General features: G+C 67.9%; 27 protein-coding genes. All 27 read right to left on the bottom strand.

From position 1 onward, the window contains the following. Nucleotides 1-174 precede the first annotated feature (174 nt). Complete coding sequence (gene rplO, locus AB0M79_RS10945; protein WP_357534094.1) at nucleotides 175-618, bottom strand: 50S ribosomal protein L15; 444 nt, start codon at nucleotides 616-618, stop codon at nucleotides 175-177. Continuing rightward, on the bottom strand, nucleotides 618-800 hold the full coding sequence (gene rpmD, locus AB0M79_RS10940) for a 50S ribosomal protein L30 (protein ID WP_212827709.1): 183 nt from the start codon (nucleotides 798-800) through the stop codon (nucleotides 618-620). The genes rplO and rpmD overlap by 1 nt, the downstream gene beginning before the upstream one ends. Nucleotides 801-802: 2 nt before the next feature. Beyond that, nucleotides 803-1,417: a 30S ribosomal protein S5 gene (gene rpsE / locus AB0M79_RS10935; RefSeq protein ID WP_357534096.1), complete on the bottom strand. Its 615-nt coding sequence runs from the start codon at nucleotides 1,415-1,417 to the stop codon at nucleotides 803-805. Nucleotides 1,418-1,447: 30 nt separating this feature from the next. Next, a complete protein-coding gene (rplR, locus tag AB0M79_RS10930; protein WP_364211005.1) occupies nucleotides 1,448-1,825 on the bottom strand; it encodes a 50S ribosomal protein L18 in 378 nt (125 codons plus the stop codon). Between the two features lie 8 nt (nucleotides 1,826-1,833). Continuing rightward, complete coding sequence (rplF, locus tag AB0M79_RS10925) at nucleotides 1,834-2,376, bottom strand: 50S ribosomal protein L6 (RefSeq protein WP_364210816.1); 543 nt, start codon at nucleotides 2,374-2,376, stop codon at nucleotides 1,834-1,836. Nucleotides 2,377-2,451: 75 nt separating this feature from the next. Then, entirely contained in the window at nucleotides 2,452-2,859 is a 408-nt protein-coding gene (rpsH, locus tag AB0M79_RS10920; protein WP_364210813.1) for a 30S ribosomal protein S8, read from the bottom strand. Between the two features lie 73 nt (nucleotides 2,860-2,932). Then, a complete protein-coding gene (locus AB0M79_RS10915; protein WP_007073023.1) occupies nucleotides 2,933-3,118 on the bottom strand; it encodes a type Z 30S ribosomal protein S14 in 186 nt (61 codons plus the stop codon). A 4-nt stretch (nucleotides 3,119-3,122) separates the two neighbouring features. Beyond that, on the bottom strand, nucleotides 3,123-3,692 hold the full coding sequence (rplE, locus tag AB0M79_RS10910; RefSeq protein ID WP_364210810.1) for a 50S ribosomal protein L5: 570 nt from the start codon (nucleotides 3,690-3,692) through the stop codon (nucleotides 3,123-3,125). Next, nucleotides 3,692-4,012: a 50S ribosomal protein L24 gene (gene rplX / locus AB0M79_RS10905; protein ID WP_364210807.1), complete on the bottom strand. Its 321-nt coding sequence runs from the start codon at nucleotides 4,010-4,012 to the stop codon at nucleotides 3,692-3,694. The genes rplE and rplX overlap by 1 nt, the downstream gene beginning before the upstream one ends. Continuing rightward, complete coding sequence (gene rplN / locus AB0M79_RS10900) at nucleotides 4,009-4,377, bottom strand: 50S ribosomal protein L14 (protein ID WP_212823021.1); 369 nt, start codon at nucleotides 4,375-4,377, stop codon at nucleotides 4,009-4,011. Before rplN ends, rplX begins: the two co-directional genes overlap by 4 nt. 96 nt (nucleotides 4,378-4,473) lie before the next feature. Beyond that, a complete protein-coding gene (rpsQ, locus tag AB0M79_RS10895; RefSeq protein WP_357534101.1) occupies nucleotides 4,474-4,749 on the bottom strand; it encodes a 30S ribosomal protein S17 in 276 nt (91 codons plus the stop codon). Continuing rightward, on the bottom strand, nucleotides 4,746-4,982 hold the full coding sequence (gene rpmC / locus AB0M79_RS10890; RefSeq protein ID WP_357534103.1) for a 50S ribosomal protein L29: 237 nt from the start codon (nucleotides 4,980-4,982) through the stop codon (nucleotides 4,746-4,748). The genes rpsQ and rpmC overlap by 4 nt, the downstream gene beginning before the upstream one ends. Beyond that, nucleotides 4,982-5,407, bottom strand: a complete 426-nt coding sequence (gene rplP / locus AB0M79_RS10885; protein ID WP_212823035.1) for a 50S ribosomal protein L16 — start codon at nucleotides 5,405-5,407, stop codon at nucleotides 4,982-4,984. The genes rpmC and rplP overlap by 1 nt, the downstream gene beginning before the upstream one ends. 3 nt (nucleotides 5,408-5,410) lie before the next feature. Next, nucleotides 5,411-6,274, bottom strand: coding sequence for a 30S ribosomal protein S3 (gene rpsC, locus AB0M79_RS10880; RefSeq protein ID WP_364210802.1), 864 nt, complete (start codon nucleotides 6,272-6,274; stop codon nucleotides 5,411-5,413). Then, nucleotides 6,274-6,753: a 50S ribosomal protein L22 gene (gene rplV / locus AB0M79_RS10875; protein WP_212823046.1), complete on the bottom strand. Its 480-nt coding sequence runs from the start codon at nucleotides 6,751-6,753 to the stop codon at nucleotides 6,274-6,276. Before rplV ends, rpsC begins: the two co-directional genes overlap by 1 nt. Nucleotides 6,754-6,791: 38 nt before the next feature. Then, a complete protein-coding gene (gene rpsS, locus AB0M79_RS10870; RefSeq protein ID WP_212823048.1) occupies nucleotides 6,792-7,073 on the bottom strand; it encodes a 30S ribosomal protein S19 in 282 nt (93 codons plus the stop codon). A 14-nt stretch (nucleotides 7,074-7,087) separates the two neighbouring features. Continuing rightward, complete coding sequence (rplB, locus tag AB0M79_RS10865; protein ID WP_212823050.1) at nucleotides 7,088-7,927, bottom strand: 50S ribosomal protein L2; 840 nt, start codon at nucleotides 7,925-7,927, stop codon at nucleotides 7,088-7,090. Nucleotides 7,928-7,939: 12 nt separating this feature from the next. Beyond that, nucleotides 7,940-8,242, bottom strand: a complete 303-nt coding sequence (gene rplW / locus AB0M79_RS10860) for a 50S ribosomal protein L23 (protein ID WP_212823052.1) — start codon at nucleotides 8,240-8,242, stop codon at nucleotides 7,940-7,942. Further along, a complete protein-coding gene (gene rplD / locus AB0M79_RS10855; protein WP_364210796.1) occupies nucleotides 8,239-8,892 on the bottom strand; it encodes a 50S ribosomal protein L4 in 654 nt (217 codons plus the stop codon). Before rplD ends, rplW begins: the two co-directional genes overlap by 4 nt. Next, complete coding sequence (rplC, locus tag AB0M79_RS10850) at nucleotides 8,892-9,554, bottom strand: 50S ribosomal protein L3 (protein WP_364210793.1); 663 nt, start codon at nucleotides 9,552-9,554, stop codon at nucleotides 8,892-8,894. Before rplC ends, rplD begins: the two co-directional genes overlap by 1 nt. A gap of 12 nt (nucleotides 9,555-9,566) precedes the next feature. Further along, on the bottom strand, nucleotides 9,567-9,875 hold the full coding sequence (gene rpsJ / locus AB0M79_RS10845; protein WP_007073037.1) for a 30S ribosomal protein S10: 309 nt from the start codon (nucleotides 9,873-9,875) through the stop codon (nucleotides 9,567-9,569). 294 nt (nucleotides 9,876-10,169) lie between these two features. Continuing rightward, on the bottom strand, nucleotides 10,170-11,363 hold the full coding sequence (gene tuf / locus AB0M79_RS10840; protein WP_364210790.1) for an elongation factor Tu: 1,194 nt from the start codon (nucleotides 11,361-11,363) through the stop codon (nucleotides 10,170-10,172). Between the two features lie 135 nt (nucleotides 11,364-11,498). Next, nucleotides 11,499-13,595, bottom strand: coding sequence for an elongation factor G (gene fusA, locus AB0M79_RS10835; protein WP_364210787.1), 2,097 nt, complete (start codon nucleotides 13,593-13,595; stop codon nucleotides 11,499-11,501). A gap of 38 nt (nucleotides 13,596-13,633) precedes the next feature. After that, entirely contained in the window at nucleotides 13,634-14,104 is a 471-nt protein-coding gene (rpsG, locus tag AB0M79_RS10830) for a 30S ribosomal protein S7 (protein ID WP_212823082.1), read from the bottom strand. Between the two features lies 1 nt (nucleotide 14,105). Continuing rightward, nucleotides 14,106-14,480, bottom strand: coding sequence for a 30S ribosomal protein S12 (gene rpsL / locus AB0M79_RS10825; protein WP_007465318.1), 375 nt, complete (start codon nucleotides 14,478-14,480; stop codon nucleotides 14,106-14,108). 443 nt (nucleotides 14,481-14,923) lie between these two features. Then, entirely contained in the window at nucleotides 14,924-15,424 is a 501-nt protein-coding gene (locus tag AB0M79_RS10820) for a hypothetical protein (RefSeq protein ID WP_364210782.1), read from the bottom strand. A gap of 522 nt (nucleotides 15,425-15,946) precedes the next feature. Further along, on the bottom strand, nucleotides 15,947-16,312 hold the full coding sequence (locus AB0M79_RS10815) for a hypothetical protein (RefSeq protein ID WP_364210779.1): 366 nt from the start codon (nucleotides 16,310-16,312) through the stop codon (nucleotides 15,947-15,949). Between the last annotated feature and the right edge of the window lie 57 nt (nucleotides 16,313-16,369).

Here is a 16,369-nt window from a genome sequence, read left to right as displayed (position 1 = left end):
GGGGCCCGAAATCCATGGCTGGGACTCGGACTGTAACAGTCCAATCGGTTTCAGGGCAGGTCCGTCCTGCCACATCCACCGGCACCGATATTAACGGGACGATTGGTCCCTTAGTAGACCGTGGCGCCCGCCAGTTGGTTCCAACTGATCGGACGCCACGATCCCAGTACTTCCTTACAGCTCTGTTACCGAGCCACCGGCAGCGGCGATCTTCTCCTTGGCCGAGGCGCTGAACGCCTGGGCCGACACCTGGAGCTGGACGCCGCCCAGCTCACCGGTGCCGAGAACCTTGACCGGCTGGCCCTTGCGCACCGCGCCGGCCTCGACCAGCTCGGCCGGGCCCACCTGGCCGCCCTCGGGGAAGAGTTCCGCGAGCCGGTCCAGGTTGACCACCTGGAACACGACCTTGTTCTTGTTCTTGAAGCCCTTCAGCTTCGGCAGGCGCATGTGGATAGGCATCTGCCCACCCTCGAACGCCGCCGAGATGTTCTTGCGGGCCTTCGAACCCTTGGTGCCTCGACCGGCGGTCTTGCCCTTGGAGCCCTCACCGCGACCCACACGGGTCTTGGCGGTCTTGGCACCGGGGGCCGGACGAAGGTGGTGAACCTTGATCGTCATTAGTCGACCTCCTCGACCTTCACGAGGTGGTTCACGGTGAAGATCATGCCCCGAATCTCGGGCCGGTCCTCCTTGACCACCACGTCGTTGATCCGCTTGAGACCGAGCGACCGCAGCGACTCACGCTGGTTGCGCTTGGCACCGATCTCGGACCGGAGCTGGGTGACCTTGAGACGTGCCATCGTCATGCCCCCACACCCGCGCGGGCCGCCAGCATGGCCGCCGGCGCGACGTCCTCGACCGGAAGACCCCGACGGGAGGCGACCGCCTCCGGCGATTCGAGGGCCTTCAGAGCGGCCACGGTCGCGTGCACGATGTTGATCGGGTTCGACGAGCCGAGGCTCTTCGAGAGCACGTCGTGGATACCGGCGCACTCCAGCACGGCACGCACCGGGCCACCGGCGATGACACCCGTACCGGCGCTGGCCGGCTTGAGCAGGACGACGCCAGCGGCGTCCTCGCCCTGCACCGGGTGCGGGATCGACGCGGCGATCCGGGGCACCTTGAAGAAGTGCTTCTTGGCCTCCTCGACGCCCTTGGCGATCGCCGCGGGCACCTCCTTGGCCTTCCCGTAGCCCACACCCACGGTGCCGTCACCGTCGCCCACGATCACCAGGGCGGTGAAGCTGAAGCGACGACCACCCTTCACGACCTTGGCCACCCGGTTGATGGCGACTACCCGCTCAAGGTGCGGGGTCTTCTCGACGGGCGCGTTTCCGCGGCCGCCCTCACGGCGGTTGTCGCGGCGACCACCCTCGTTGCCACCGGACCCGCCGCCACGGCGCTGTTGACCTGGCATCAGCAGCCTTCCTTCCTTCTCGTGACGGGGTTAGAACTCAAGCCCGGCTTCGCGGGCGGCGTCGGCGAGCGCGGCGAGACGCCCCGCGTACCGGTTGCCACCACGGTCGAAGACGACCTTGGAAACACCAGCGGACTTGGCGCGCTCGGCGAGCAGTGCGCCGACCTTGCCCGCCAGGGCGCTCTTGTCACCCTCGGCACCGCGGATCGACGCGTCCAGGGTCGACGCCGACGCCAGGGTGTGTCCCTTGGTGTCGTCGACGATCTGGGCCGTGATGTGCCGCAGCGAACGGGTGACGACCAGGCGCGGACGCTCGGCGGTGCCACTGATGCCCTTGCGGACCCGGAAGTGCCGACGCGCCCGCCCGACGGCGCGCTTGGCAGCGACGCCGCGACGACGCTTGAGCAGCGTGGCGGTCACTTCTTACCTGCCTTTCCAGCCTTGCGGCGGATTACCTCGTCGAGGTACTTGACACCCTTGCCCTTGTAGGGCTCCGGCGGACGGATCTTCCGGATGTTCGCGGCGACCTCACCGACGAGCTGCTTGTCGATGCCGGCCACGTGGAACAGCGTCGGCTTCTCCACCGTGAAGGTGATGCCCGCCGGCGGCGTCACGACGACCGGGTGCGAGAACCCGAGCGCGAACTCGAGGTCGCTGCCCTTGGCCGCGACCCGGTAACCGGTGCCCCGGATCTCCAGGCTCTTGCGGTAGCCGTCCGTCACTCCGACGATCATGTTGGCGACCAGGGTCCGGCTCAGGCCGTGCAGTTCCTTGGCGCGCCGCTCGTCGTTCGGCCGGTTGACGTGCAGCTCGCCGTCCTCGCTGCGCTCAGCCGTGATCGGCTCGGCGAGGGTGTGCGACAGCTCGCCCTTCGGGCCCTTGACCTTGACGGTCCGCCCGTCGATCGTGACCTCGACGCCCGCCGGCACCGGGATCGACTTACGTCCAATACGCGACATTATCGATCATTTCCTTCGTTCGCGACTGCGGGGCTCCGCTTCGCGGCGTACTTGGTGCTCACGCCAGGGCCCCCGTTACCAGACGAAGGCGAGGACTTCCCCGCCAACGCTCCGCTTGCGGGCCTGCCGGTCGGTCAGCAGCCCCTGCGACGTCGAAATGATCGCCACACCGAGTCCACCGAGCACCCGCGGGAGCCCGTCCGACTTGGCGTACACCCGCAGACCGGGCTTGGAGACGCGCTTGATGCCGGCCAGGCTCCGCTCGCGGTTCTGGCCGTACTTCAGTTCGACGACCAGTCGCTTGCCGACGGCGCCCTCCGCGGGCTCCTCGACCGACCAGGTCGCGATGTAGCCCTCGGCCTTGAGGACCTCGGCGATGTTCGCCTTGATCTTCGAGTAGGGCATCGACACCTGGTCGTGGTACGCCTGGTTGGCGTTACGCAGACGGGTGAGCATGTCTGCGATCGGGTCGGTCATCGTCATGGGTTCTGTCAGCCTTTCTCGCCGGGGTTCCCGGGGCTCGCGCCCCGGGCCTACGGCGAAGAGCAATAGCTAGTTACCAGGAAGCCTTGGACACGCCGGGCAGCTCACCGCGGTGAGCCATCTCCCGGATGCACACCCGGCAGAGGCCGAACTTGCGGTAGACCGCCTTCGGACGCCCGCAACGCTGGCAGCGGGTGTACGCGCGAACCGAGAACTTCGGCTTCGCGGCCGCCTTGAGGATCAGCGCCTTCTTGGCCATTCGCTCAGTTCTCCTTGAACGGGAAGCCCAGGAACTTCAGCAGCGCCCGGCCCTCGTCGTCGGTCGTGGCGGTCGTGACCACCGTGATGTCCATGCCCCGCTGACGATCGATCCGGTCCTGGTCGATCTCGTGGAACACCGACTGCTCGGTCAGACCGAACGTGTAGTTGCCGTTCCCGTCGAGCTTGCGCCCGTCGAGACCGCGGAAGTCGCGGATACGCGGCAGCGCGATCGACAACAGCCGGTCGAGGAACTCCCACATCCGGTCGCCACGCAGCGTGACCTTGGCACCGATCGGCATGCCCTCCCGCAGCTTGAACTGCGCGATGGACTTGGTGGCCCGACGCACCTGCGGCTTCTGGCCGGTGATCGTGGCCAGGTCGCGGACCGCGCCCTCGATCAGCTTGGCGTCGCGGGCAGCCTCACCGACACCCATGTTGACGACGATCTTGACGAGGCCGGGCACCTGCATCGGGTTGCCGTACTTGAACTGCTCGCGCAGCTGCCCGATGATCTCGTTGCGGTACCGCTCCTTGAGGCGCGGGGTGATCTTGGTCTCGGTAGCCGTGGTCATCACAGGTCCTTACCGTTGCTACGCGCGATGCGGACCTTCTGGCCGTTGTCGTCGAACCGGTACCCGACCCGGGTCGGCTTGCCGTCGGAGTCGAGGATCTGCACGTTCGAGACGTGGATCGGAGCCTCCTGGGTGACGATGCCACCGGTCTTCGCGCCGCGCTGGGTGGTGCGGATGCGTTCGTGCTTCTTGACTCGGTTCACGCCCTCGACCAGGACCTTGTCCTGCCGCGGGTAGGCCGCGATGACCTTGCCCTTGGCACCCTTGTCCTTGCCGGCGATGACGATGACCGTGTCGCCCTTCTTGACCTTCACAGTCACAACACCTCCGGGGCGAGGCTGATGATCTTCATGAACCGCTTGTCCCGCAGCTCACGCCCGACAGGCCCGAAGATACGGGTCCCGCGCGGGTCACCACCGTCCTTGATGATCACGGCGGCGTTCTCGTCGAAACGGATGTACGAACCGTCCGGGCGCCGCCTCTCCTTGGCGGTGCGGACGATGACCGCCTTGACGACGTCGCCCTTCTTCACACCGGCACCCGGGATCGCGTCCTTGACGGTGGCCACGATGACGTCGCCGATGCCCGCGTAGCGCCGACCGGAGCCACCGAGCACCCGGATGCACAGGATCTCCCGGGCACCCGTGTTGTCGGCGACGCGCAGTCGCGACTCCTGCTGAATCACGTCTATCTCCTATGTCTGCCGGTTCTCCGGCCGCTCGCGCGGCCGGAGCCTGGCGGAACCCGCGCCCGGCGACGCCGGACGAGCTCGAAGCCTTCGCTACTTGGCCTTTTCCAGGATCTCCACGACCCGCCACCGCTTGGTGGCAGACAGCGGGCGGGTCTCCATCAGCAGGACCCGGTCACCGATGCCGCACGAGTTCTGCTCGTCGTGCGCCTTCAGCTTGCTGGTCCGGCGCATGACCTTGCCGTACAGCGGGTGCTTGACCCGGTCCTCGACCTCGACGACGACGGTCTTTTCCATCTTGTCGCTGACCACGAGCCCCTCGCGCACCTTGCGCTGGGCCCGCGGAGCGGCGGCCGTGTTCTCGGTCATGCTGCAGTCACCTCATCCGGCGCGACCGAGAGCCCCAGCTCACGCTCACGCATGATCGTGTAGATCCGGGCGATCTCCCGACGAACGACCTGGAGCCGGCGGTTGTTGTCCAACTGCCCGGTCGCGCTCTGCACGCGGAGGTTGAACAGCTCCGCCTTGGCCTCGCGGAGCTTCGTGACCAGCTCCTCGTCGGAGAGCTCACGCAGCTCGGCGGCCTTAACGCCCGCTGCCATCAGGATTCACCCACTTCGCGCGTCACAATGCGGCACTTCATCGGGAGCTTGTGGATCGCGCGGCGCATGGCCTCACGCGCGATCTGCTCGTTGGGGAAGGACATCTCGAACAAAACCCGGCCGGGCTTGATGTTCGCGACCCACCACTCCGGCGAACCCTTACCGGAACCCATCCGGGTTTCGGCCGGCTTCTTGGTGAGGGCCTGGTCCGGGAAGACCGTGATCCAGACCTTGCCACCACGCTTGATGTGACGGGTCATGGCGATACGGGCCGACTCGATCTGCCGGTTGGTGACGTACGCCGGCTCGAGCGCCTGGATACCGAACTCGCCGAAGACCACCCGGTTGCCGCCCTTGGAAGCGCCGCTGCGATCCGGGTGGTGCGGCTTGCGGAAGCCCTTCGGGGGCTTGCGCGGCATCAGCATGTGTCAGCCCTCCTGCGCTGAGCTGTCGTTCCCGGCCGAAGCCGGGGCGGCCGCCGCGGCGGCGCTGTCGTTCGGGGCTTCCGCGGCCTCGGCCTGCGCAGCCTGCGCGGCCCGTCCGGCCTCGGTGCCGCCGGCGGTCGTACCGGTCGAACCGGAGCGACCACGACGCGGCCGCTCGGGCCGGTCGCCGCGCTCCCGACGGGGACGCGCGGGACCCGCCTCGACCGGAGCCTCCCGGCCCGGCACGGCGTCGCCCTTGTAGATCCAGACCTTCACGCCGATCCGGCCGAAGGTGGTACGGGCCTCGAAGAAGCCGTACTCGATGTTGGCGCGCAGCGTGTGCAGCGGAACGCGACCCTCGCGGTAGAACTCCGTACGGCTCATCTCCGCACCGCCGAGGCGGCCGGAGACCTGCACCCGGATGCCCTTGACGATCGAGTTCTTCATCGCCGACTGCATCGCCTTGCGCATCGCCCGCCGGAAGCTGACCCGGCTGGAGAGCTGCTCGGCGACGCCCTGCGCCACGAGCTGCGCGTCCGACTCGGGGCTCTTCACCTCGAGGATGTTGAGCTGCACCTGCTTGCCGGTCAGCTTCTCCAGCTCGCCACGGATCCGGTCGGCCTCGGCACCCTTACGGCCGATGACGATGCCCGGCCGGGCGGTGTGGATGTCGACCCGGACCCGGTCGCGGGTCCGCTCGATGTCGACCTTCGAGATACCCGCCCGCTCCAGGCCCTTGGACATCATCCGCCGGATCTTGACGTCCTCGGCGATGTAGTCCTTGTAGAGCTTGTCGGCGTACCAACGGGACTTCCAGTCGGTCGAGATGCCGAGCCGAAACCCGTGCGGGTGAACCTTCTGACCCATTACTCGGCACCTTCCGTGTTACTCGCAGACTCGCTGGCCTGCGCCTTGGTCTCCGGCTTCGCCTCGGCGGGCGCGGCCTTCTTCGCCGCGGCCTTCTTCGCCGGACGCGCCGCCGGCGCAACCGCTTCCACCGCAATGGTGATGTGGCAGGTGCGCTTGCGGATCCGGTAGGCCCGGCCCTGCGCGCGCGGCTGGAACCGCTTCATGGTCGGGCCCTCGTCGACGAACGCCTCGCTGACGAGCAGCGCGTCGGGGTCCAGCCGCTCGTTGTTCTCGGCGTTGGCGATCGCGCTGGCGAGCACCTTGTAGACCTGCTCGCTCGCGGCCTGCGGCGCGAACTGGAGCACCGTGAGCGCCTCCTTCGCGGGCAAACCGCGGACGAGGTTGACCACCCGGCGCGCCTTGTTCGGCGAGATGCGCACGTAACGCGCAATCGCCCGCGCGCCCGGGAGCACCGGAGCGTCGCCCTTAACTGGCATCGCTGAAACCCCTTGATCCTCTATCCGTGGCTGCCGCGTCAGCGGCGGCGGCTCTTCCGGTCGTCCTTCTCGTGACCCTTGAACGTGCGGGTGAGCGCGAACTCGCCGAGCTTGTGCCCGACCATCGACTCGGTGACGAACACCGGGACGTGCTTGCGCCCGTCGTGCACCGCGATCGTGTGCCCCAGCATCTCGGGGATGATCGTCGAGCGTCGCGACCAGGTCTTGATGACGTTCTTCGAGCCCTTCTCGTTCTGCGTCTCCACCTTCTTGAGCAGGTGGTCGTCGATGAACGGGCCCTTCTTCAGGCTGCGAGGCATGTCTTGACTTCTCCTTAGCCGCGCTTGCGGGTCGCGTAGCGGCGGCGGACGATCAGCCGGTCGCTCGGCTGGCCCTTACGACGGGTACGGCCTTCGGGCTTACCCTGCGGGTTGACCGGGTGGCGACCACCGGAGGTCTTACCCTCACCACCACCGTGCGGGTGGTCGACCGGGTTCATGGCGACACCACGGACGGTCGGGCGCTTGCCCTTCCAGCGCATACGGCCGGCCTTGCCCCAGTTGATGTTTGACTGGTCGGCGTTGCCGATCTCACCGACGGTCGCCCGGCACCGCACGTCGACCCGCCGGATCTCACCGGACGGCATCCGCAGCGTGGCGTAGGCGCCTTCCCGGCCGAGCAGCTGGATGCCGACGCCGGCCGAGCGGGCCAGCTTGGCACCGCCCCCCGGACGCAGCTCCACCCCGTGGATCGTGGTACCGACCGGGATGTTGCGCAGCGGCAGGTTGTTGCCCGGCTTGATGTCGGCCGTGGGGCCCGACTCGACCGTGTCGCCCTGCTTCAGGTCCTTCGGCGCGATGATGTAGCGCTTCTCGCCGTCGGCGTAGTGCAGCAGCGCGATCCGCGCGGTGCGGTTGGGGTCGTACTCGATGTGGGCGACCTTCGCCGGTACGCCGTCCTTGTCGACCCGCTTGAAGTCGATCAGACGGTACTGACGCTTGTGCCCACCGCCCTGGTGCCGCGCGGTGATCCGGCCGTGGGCGTTGCGCCCACCCTTCTTCGGCAGCGGAGCCAGCAGCGACTTCTCGGGAGTCGACCGCGTGATCTCGGCGAAGTCGGCGACGCTGGAGCCACGACGGCCCGGGGTCGTCGGCTTGTACTTACGGATAGCCATTGTCTATACCCCTCAGCCGACCGGGCCGCCGAAGGCCTCGATACGGTCACCGTCAGCCAGCTTCACCATCGCCCGCTTGGTGGCCTTGCGCTGACCGAAACCGGTACGGGTCCGCTTGCGCTTGCCTTCACGGTTGAGCGTGTTCACCGTCAGGACGCGGACGTTGAAGATCTGCTGGATCGCGATCTTGATCTCGGTCTTGTTGGCGTCCGGGTGAACCAGGAACGTGTACCAGTTCCGGTTCAGCTCGCTGTAGCTCTTCTCGGAGACGACCGGCGCGACGATGATGTCGCGGGGGTCGGCGATGGTGGTCACTTGTCGCTCTCCTCGGTCTTCGACGCCGCCGGGACGCGCATGAACTCGTCCAGGGCTTCCTTGGTGAAGACCACATCGTCGGCGACCAGCACGTCGTAGGTGTTGAGCTGGCCGGCCTCGATCAGGTGCACGCTCGCCTCGTTACGCAGCGACAACCAGTTCAGCTCGTCGGTGCTGCTCAGCACGACCAGCACCCGCCGGGCCTCGGTGGCCTTGCGCAGCGTGGCGATGGCGGCCTTGGTCGACGGCTTCTCACCGGTGACGAACGCCTCGACCACGTGCACGCGGCCGGCGCGGGCACGGTCGGAGAGCGCGCCACGCAGTGCGGCGGCCTTCATCTTCTTCGGGGTCCGCTGGCTGTAGTCACGCGGCACGGGGCCGTGCACGACGCCACCGCCTGCGAACTGCGGGGCGCGGATCGAGCCCTGCCGGGCCCGGCCGGTGCCCTTCTGCTTGTACGGCTTCTTGCCGCCACCGGCGACCTCGCCGCGGGTCTTGGCCTTGTGCGTGCCCTGGCGGGCGGCCGCGAGCTGGGCCACCACGACCTGGTGCATCAGGGGCACGTTGGCCTGTACGTCGAAGATCTCGCCCGGGAGGTCGACCGAACCGCTCTTGCCGCCTTCGGCGTTGAGTACGTCAACCGTCGCCATTACTTCACACCGCCCTTCTTGGCCTGGGTCTTGGCCGCGGAGCGGACCAGCACCAGCGCGCCCTTGGGGCCGGGGATGGCGCCCTTCACGAGCAGCAGGTTGTTCTCGGCGTCGACCGCCTGCACGGTGAGGTTCTGCACCGTGTAGCGCACACCACCCATGCGACCGGCCATCCGCACGCCCTTGAAGACGCGACCGGGGGTCGCGCAGGCGCCGATGGAGCCGGGCGAGCGGTGCTTGCGCTCGACACCGTGGCTGGCACGCAGACCGTGGAAGCCGTGCCGCTTCATGACACCGGCGAAGCCCTTGCCCTTGGTCTTGCCGGTCACGTCGATCGTCACGCCGGGCGCGAAGCTGTCGACGGTGACCTCCTGGCCGAGCTCGTAGTCGCTCGCGTCGGTCGTCCGCAGCTCGACGATGTGCCGGCGCGGGGCAGCACCCGACTTCGCGAAGTGACCCGCCCGCGGCTTCTTGACCTTGCGGGGGTCGATCGCGCCGTACGCCAGCTGGATGGCCGAGTAGCCGTCCTTGTCACCGGTTCGCACCTGGGTCACGACGCACGGGCCGGCCTGCACCACGGTCACCGGTACAACCCGATTGTTGTCCCAGACCTGGGTCATGCCGAGCTTGGCGCCCAGGATGCCCTTAACTTGCCTGTCCATTAGTCGCAGTCCCTACAGCTTGATCTCGATGTCGACGCCAGCCGGCAGGTCGAGGCGCATGAGCGAGTCGACCGTCTTCGGGGTCGGGTCGATGATGTCGATCAGACGCTTGTGCGTGCGCATCTCGAAGTGCTCGCGCGAGTCCTTGTACTTGTGCGGCGACCGGATGACGCAGAAACGGTTGATTTCCGTGGGCAGCGGCACCGGGCCTGCGACCTGCGCCCCGGTGCGCGTCACCGTCTCGACGATCTTCCGCGCCGAGGAGTCGACGACCTCGTGGTCGTAGGCCTTGAGCCGGATGCGGATCTTCTGTCCCGCCATGGTGGCTTCTGTTCCTTCTCTCGATGCCGCTGTGTCGCGGGGCTTCCCCCGGCTTCCGCCCACCCCCGCGGTCGGGCGTGTCGCGCCCTGGAGCCAGACTCCGCCCCGGATAACCGAGACGACCTGGGGTGTTTCGCGGGGCTGACCCCGTCCGGGGGTCGAGGCACCGGCCGTGTCTCCACGGGCCGGACACCGTGCGAGGGTGGTTGACTGCTGGGCAGCCAACCACCCTGCGCGGACGCAACCTGACTAGTATGCCGTACCTCGTACGGCAACGCTAATCGGGGTTACCTGTTACTTGACGATCTTCGTGACGAAACCGGCGCCGACGGTCCGGCCACCCTCACGGATCGCGAACTTGAGGTTGTCCTCCATCGCGATCGGCTGGATGAGCTTGACGGCCATCGACGTGTTGTCGCCCGGCATGACCATCTCGGTACCCTCGGGCAGCGTGACGACGCCCGTGACATCGGTGGTACGGAAGTAGAACTGCGGCCGGTAGTTCTGGAAGAACGGAGTGTGCCGGCCACCCTCCTCCTTGGAGAGGATGTAGACGGTCGCCTCGAACTCGGTGTGCGGGGTGTTCGTCCCCGGCTTCACCACGACCATGCCGCGCTCGACCTCGTCGCGCTTGGTGCCACGCAGCAGCAGGCCGACGTTCTCACCTGCGCGGGCGTCTTCCAGGGTCTTCCGGAACATCTCGATCGCGGTGACCTTGGTCTTGATGCCCTTGTCCTTGATGCCGACGATCTCGACGTCCTCGTTCGGCAGGAGCACACCGCGCTCCACCCGGCCGGTGACGACGGTGCCGCGACCGGTGATGGTGAAGACGTCCTCGACGGGCATGAGGAACGGCTTCTCCGTCTGCCGCTCCGGCTGCGGGATGGCGGTGTCGACCGCACCCATCAGCTCCATGAGGGCCTCGGTCCACTTCGGGTCACCCTCGAGCGCCTTGAGCGCCGACACCCGGACGACCGGCAGGTCGTCACCCGGGTACTCCTGCGCCGAGAGCAGCTCACGGACCTCGAGCTCGACCAGCTCGAGCAGCTCCTCGTCATCGACCATGTCGCTCTTGTTGAGCGCCACGACGATGTACGGCACGCCGACCTGACGGGCCAGCAGCACGTGCTCACGGGTCTGCGGCATCGGGCCGTCGGTCGCCGCCACCACCAGGATCGCGCCATCCATCTGCGCGGCACCGGTGATCATGTTCTTGATGTAGTCGGCGTGACCGGGGCAGTCGACGTGAGCGTAGTGCCGCTCCTCCGTCTGGTACTCGACGTGCGCGATCGAGATCGTGATACCGCGGGCCTTCTCCTCCGGCGCCTTGTCGATCTCGTCGAACGGCGTGTAGGGGTTGATGTCCGGGTACCGGTCGTGCAGCACCTTGGTGATGGCCGCGGTCAGCGTCGTCTTACCGTGGTCGATGTGACCAATGGTGCCGATGTTGACGTGCGGCTTAGTCCGCTCGAACTTCGCCTTCGCCACTGGTGTCCTCCTGTGGACTTCTTGGTTCGTACGCTCCGGGCGCCCATTGCGGCGCCCAGAACTCTGTCGACTTGGGTCTTGCGGCAGTGACGCCTTCAGGCCCGGTACGGCAGCTCGCCCGAAGGCGAGCGGGGATCACTCCCCGGTCGCCTTCGCGATGATCTCCTTGGCCACGCTCTGCGGAACCTCGGCGTAGGAGTCGAACTGCATGCTGTAGCTAGCCCGGCCCTGGGTCTTCGACCGCAGGTCGCCGACGTAGCCGAACATCTCCGACAGTGGCACCAGGGCGCGGACGACGCGGGCACCGCCGCGCTCCTCCATCGCCTGGATGATGCCACGGCGGGAGTTGAGGTCGCCGATGACGTCACCCATGTTCTCCTCCGGAGTGGTGACTTCAACGGCCATCATCGGCTCGAGGAGCGCGGGGTCGGCCTTGCGGGCCGCCTCCTTCAGCACCATCGAACCGGCGATCTTGAACGCCATTTCCGACGAGTCGACCTCGTGGTACTGCCCGTCGAGCAGCGTCAGCTTGACGCCAACCAGCGGGAAGCCGGCCAGGATGCCGTACTGCATGGCGTCCTGGGCGCCCGCGTCCACCGAGGGGATGAACTCCTTGGGGATACGGCCACCGGTGACGGCGTTGGAGAACTCGTACGTCGCCGACTCGTTGTCGAGCGGCAGCGGCTCGAGGCTGACGATGACGCGGGCGTACTGACCCGAACCACCGGTCTGCTTCTTGTGGGTGTACTCGACCTTCTCCACCTTGCGGCGGATGGTCTCGCGGTACGCCACCTGAGGCTTACCGATGTTCGCCTCGACGTTGAACTCGCGCCGCATCCGGTCCACCAGGATGTCCAGGTGCAGCTCGCCCATGCCGGCGATGACCGTCTGCCCGGTCTCCTCGTCGTTCTTGACGCGGAAGGTCGGGTCTTCCTCGGCCAGCCGCTGGATCGCGGTGCTGAGCTTCTCCTGGTCGGCCTTGGTCTTCGGCTCGATCGCCACCTCGATGACCGGCTCGGGGAAGGTCATCGACTCGAGGATCACCGGGTTGGCCGGATCGCACAGCGTGTCACCCGTGGTGGTCTGCTTCAGCCCCTGCACGGCGATGATGTCGCCAGCCTGGGCCGAGCTGCGCTCTTCCCGCTTGTTGGCGTGCATCTGGTAGATCTTGCCGATGCGCTCCTTGCGGTCCTTGGTGGAGTTGACCACCTGGGAACCGGACTCGAGCTTGCCGGAGTAGACCCGCACGTACGTGAGCTTGCCGAGGTGCTTGTCGGTCTGGATCTTGAAGGCCAGACCGGAGAACGGCTCGCTCACCGAGGGCTTGCGCTGCAGCGGCGTCTCGCCGTCGGTCGCCGTGCCCTCGATCGCCGGGATGTCCAGCGGCGACGGCAGGAAGCTGACCACCGCGTCCAGCATGGGCTGGATGCCCTTGTTCTTGAACGCGGTGCCGGTCAGGACCGGGTTGGCCTTGCCCGCGATCGTGGCCCGCCGGATGGCGGCCTTGATCTCGTCGGCGGAGAGTTCCTCACCCTCGAGGTACTTCTCCATGACCGCGTCGTCGACGTCGGCGAGGGTCTCGAGCAGCTTCTCGCGCCACTCGGCGGCCAGCTCGGTGAGGTCGGCCGGGATCTCCTCGACCGCGTAGTCCTCACCCTTCTGGGTCTCGCCGCGCCAGGTCAGCGCCCGCATCTCGACCAGGTCGACGACACCGATGAAGTCGGCCTCGGCGCCGATCGGCACCTGCAGCACCAGCGGCGTCGCCTTCAGCCGGTCGATCATCATCTGCACGCAACGGAAGAAGTCCGCACCGGTCCGGTCGAGCTTGTTGACGAAGCACATCCGGGGAACGTTGTACTTGTCGGCCTGCCGCCACACGTTCTCGGTCTGCGGCTCGACGCCGGCGACACCGTCGTAGACGGCGACGGCACCGTCGAGGACCCGCAGCGACCGCTCGACCTCGACCGTGAAGTCGACGTGGCCGGGCGTGTCGATGATCTGGATCGTGTGGCCCTTCCACTCGCACTTCGTGGCGGCGGAGGTGATGGTGATGCCGCGCTCCTGCTCCTGCTCCATCCAGTCCATGACGGCAGCGCCCTCGTGGACTTCACCGATCTTGTAGGTGATGCCGGTGTAGAACAGGATCCGCTCAGTGGTCGTGGTCTTACCGGCATCGATGTGCGCCATGATGCCGATGTTGCGTACGTTGGCGAGCGCGTCTGCGGCGGCCACTTCAATCCCTACTTGTCGTCTCGTCTACGAACCGTTGATTACCAGCGGTAGTGCGCGAAGGCCTTGTTGGACTCGGCCATCTTGTGCGTGTCCTCACGCCGCTTGACGGCGGCACCAAGGCCGTTGCTCGCGTCGAGCAGCTCGTTCATGAGGCGCTCGACCATGGTCTTCTCGCGGCGGGCCTTGGAGTACGTCACCAGCCAGCGCAGCCCGAGGGTGGTCGCCCGGGCCGGGCGCACCTCGACCGGCACCTGGTAGGTCGCGCCACCGACACGGCGGCTGCGGACCTCGAGGGTCGGCTTGACGTTGTCCATCGCGCGCTTGAGCGTGACTACCGGGTCGGTGCCCGACTTCTCGCGGCAGCCCTCGAGCGCTCCGTAGACGATCCGCTCGGCCAGCTGACGCTTTCCGCGCAGGAGGATCTTGTTCACCAGCTGGGTGACCAGCGGCGAGTTGTAAACCGGGTCCGCGACCAGGGGGCGGCGCGGAGCGGGGCCCTTACGCGGCATGTCAGCTCTTCTCCTTCTTCGCGCCGTAACGGCTACGGGCCTGCTTGCGGTTGCGGACGCCCTGGGTGTCCAGCGAGCCGCGGACGATCTTGTAACGCACGCCGGGGAGGTCCTTCACACGGCCGCCACGCACGAGCACGATCGAGTGCTCCTGAAGGTTGTGACCGACGCCCGGGATGTAGGCGGTCACCTCGATCTGGCTGCTGAGCTTCACACGCGCGACCTTGCGCAGCGCGGAGTTCGGCTTCTTCGGGGTGGTGGTGTAGACGCGCGTGCAGACGCCACGGCGCTGCGGGCTGCCCTTGAGCGCTGGCGTCTTCGTCTTGGTCGTCTTGGCCTGTCGGCCCTTACGGACCAACTGCTGAATGGTGGGCACCGGGTTTCTCCGCTCCCTTCGGCCACTTCTCACGCGGCCGCGCTGTTCTGCCGTAGCCACCCGGGCGGGCGGCTCTACTACATTCCGACCAGGTCTTCCGTCAGGAGCCCCGGCACCCGCGGTCGGGCGTGTCGCCAGGCCCACGGTTTGACGCGAACTTCCGAACGCGTCGGTTTTGTCTTCTCACGGCGCCTGTCGATGGCCTACAGCCAGATCGCGAGCACACGCGAGTTGCCCGGGCACGCCCGGGCACGAGGGGAAAGAGTACCCACCATGAGCGCACAGGTCAAAACGGGCCTGCGTGTGCCTCCCACAGCGTCCACACTTACGTCGACACTTGCATCGAGTCGCTGCCCGCCACGGATTTCCGCCCGTCGTGAGCAACCCCCAGTCAACAAGTGTAACGGCTCGCACGGCGACCGGCTTCGGGCCCCCGCACGCGGTCAGGCCAGCTGCAACAGCAGGGCCAACGCGAACGAGAAGACCGTGATCCCCAGGCCGGTCGCGCCGCAACTCACCGCGGCGATTGCCCAGCCGCGCCCGGTGAACCGCACCGCCGACGGCTCGGTCGTACGCATGATCTGTCGTCGCGCGATCAACCCGAGTACGAGCCCGGCCAACCCGAGCAGCCCGCCGAGCACGGCGAACGCGCCCGCCACCCAGCCGCCCCAGCCGTCCTGCGCCCCGGCCAGCCCGAAACAGGCGACGAGCAGCGATACCAGGATCGAACCGATCCCGGCGACCAGTGCCCCGACGGCCAGCCCCGAGGTGACCGGCGGCACGTCGAGGTGCACCACGGCGAACCCCGTACCGGGGACCGGCTCGACCCGGCTCGGCCTGCGCCAGGTTTCCCTCGGGGGCGCGGGCGGGTGATGGCGGCCGGGCGGCACGACCGGCGGCGGGGCGCCCATCGGCGCGTATGGGGCCGGGCCGCCGGCGGGCACGGCGCCTCCTGGAAAGCCTGCCATCGCGGCGGGCGGCGGCGCGGTGGCCGGAGACATGACGGGCGGAGGTGCCGGGGCACCCGGCCGCGCCCAGGGGTTCGCCGGTTGAGCCGGAGCTGGCGCACCGAACCCGACCGGAGCGCCGGCAGCCGCGGACGTGTCGCCGGGTCGGTCGGGCGCCGGCTTGTGAAGGCTCGGCGCAGGCGCCGGTGGTGCGGTCGCCGGCTCCGCGGGTGGTTCGGCCGACGGCTGCGACCGTACCTCTTCCGTCACGAACGTCCCCTCTCCGCAACCGACGGCCGCACCGCCCCGGTCCGGGCGTCGCGCCCGGGACCTTCCCACACCGACCGGTCGGGTCGGGCTGTCCGTCTCGCCGCCGATCCATCGGATCGGTCGTCCGTACTCGCCGCCGACCCTTCGGTCGATTATCCGTTCCTCGACCACTGTGCCCGGGGCGTCCGGATCGCACGAGCCAGGCTACCGCCGAGCGGCCGTCGCGGTATCCCGGCGGGTCCGCACCGGCTAGTCGACGGTCGGCGCGAAGTCCTGCCCGGTCGGGCTGTTGGCCAGGTTGATCAGCCCGATCACGAGGGCGATCACCAGGGTGGTGGCGGCCAGCACGAGGCCCGTCCAGGCAAGGCGCTCGCCGCGGTCGAGCCACGCCGATCCGGTCAGGTATCCACCCGACGCGTACGCCTCCCGGCGGGCCTGTCGGGACAGCAGCAGGGCGATCGTGGCGGGTGCGACGCCGCCCACGAACACGCCGGTGACCGCGGCGACCAGGCCGAGCCAGAAGACGGTCATCGCCTTGGTGGACCGGACCGGGTCGGGATCGAGCGGATGGCGCGACGCCGCGGGCGGCGGGACGGTGACCGGCGTCGTGTTCACCACCCCAGCCTACAAAGACCGGGCGCCGGTCACGTCGTACGTACGACGTGACCGGCG

It is taken from the genome of Polymorphospora sp. NPDC051019 (assembly GCF_040683055.1).
Classification (GTDB): Bacteria; Actinomycetota; Actinomycetes; order Mycobacteriales; family Micromonosporaceae; genus Polymorphospora; species Polymorphospora lycopeni.
The sequence above is the reverse complement of the archived record's forward strand: the minus strand, read 5'-3'. Positions and strand labels throughout refer to the sequence as shown.

What these genes read in the sequence shown, in the direction of transcription:
- rplO (WP_357534094.1), bottom strand. Translation starts at nt 618, where the DNA reads ATGACGATCAAGGTTCACCACCTTCGTCCGGCCCCCGGTGCCAAGACC.
- rpmD (WP_212827709.1), bottom strand. Translation starts at nt 800, where the DNA reads ATGGCACGTCTCAAGGTCACCCAGCTCCGGTCCGAGATCGGTGCCAAG.
- rpsE (WP_357534096.1), bottom strand. Translation starts at nt 1,417, where the DNA reads ATGCCAGGTCAACAGCGCCGTGGCGGCGGGTCCGGTGGCAACGAGGGT.
- rplF (WP_364210816.1), bottom strand. Translation starts at nt 2,376, where the DNA reads ATGTCGCGTATTGGACGTAAGTCGATCCCGGTGCCGGCGGGCGTCGAG.
- rpsH (WP_364210813.1), bottom strand. Translation starts at nt 2,859, where the DNA reads ATGACGATGACCGACCCGATCGCAGACATGCTCACCCGTCTGCGTAAC.
- AB0M79_RS10915 (WP_007073023.1), bottom strand. Translation starts at nt 3,118, where the DNA reads ATGGCCAAGAAGGCGCTGATCCTCAAGGCGGCCGCGAAGCCGAAGTTC.
- rplE (WP_364210810.1), bottom strand. Translation starts at nt 3,692, where the DNA reads ATGACCACGGCTACCGAGACCAAGATCACCCCGCGCCTCAAGGAGCGG.
- rpsQ (WP_357534101.1), bottom strand. Translation starts at nt 4,749, where the DNA reads ATGACCGAGAACACGGCCGCCGCTCCGCGGGCCCAGCGCAAGGTGCGC.
- rpmC (WP_357534103.1), bottom strand. Translation starts at nt 4,982, where the DNA reads ATGGCAGCGGGCGTTAAGGCCGCCGAGCTGCGTGAGCTCTCCGACGAG.
- rplP (WP_212823035.1), bottom strand. Translation starts at nt 5,407, where the DNA reads ATGCTGATGCCGCGCAAGCCCCCGAAGGGCTTCCGCAAGCCGCACCAC.
- rpsC (WP_364210802.1), bottom strand. Translation starts at nt 6,274, where the DNA reads ATGGGTCAGAAGGTTCACCCGCACGGGTTTCGGCTCGGCATCTCGACC.
- rplV (WP_212823046.1), bottom strand. Translation starts at nt 6,753, where the DNA reads ATGCCAGTTAAGGGCGACGCTCCGGTGCTCCCGGGCGCGCGGGCGATT.
- rpsS (WP_212823048.1), bottom strand. Translation starts at nt 7,073, where the DNA reads ATGCCTCGCAGCCTGAAGAAGGGCCCGTTCATCGACGACCACCTGCTC.
- rplB (WP_212823050.1), bottom strand. Translation starts at nt 7,927, where the DNA reads ATGGCTATCCGTAAGTACAAGCCGACGACCCCGGGCCGTCGTGGCTCC.
- rplD (WP_364210796.1), bottom strand. Translation starts at nt 8,892, where the DNA reads ATGGCGACGGTTGACGTACTCAACGCCGAAGGCGGCAAGAGCGGTTCG.
- rplC (WP_364210793.1), bottom strand. Translation starts at nt 9,554, where the DNA reads ATGGACAGGCAAGTTAAGGGCATCCTGGGCGCCAAGCTCGGCATGACC.
- rpsJ (WP_007073037.1), bottom strand. Translation starts at nt 9,875, where the DNA reads ATGGCGGGACAGAAGATCCGCATCCGGCTCAAGGCCTACGACCACGAG.
- rpsG (WP_212823082.1), bottom strand. Translation starts at nt 14,104, where the DNA reads ATGCCGCGTAAGGGCCCCGCTCCGCGCCGCCCCCTGGTCGCGGACCCG.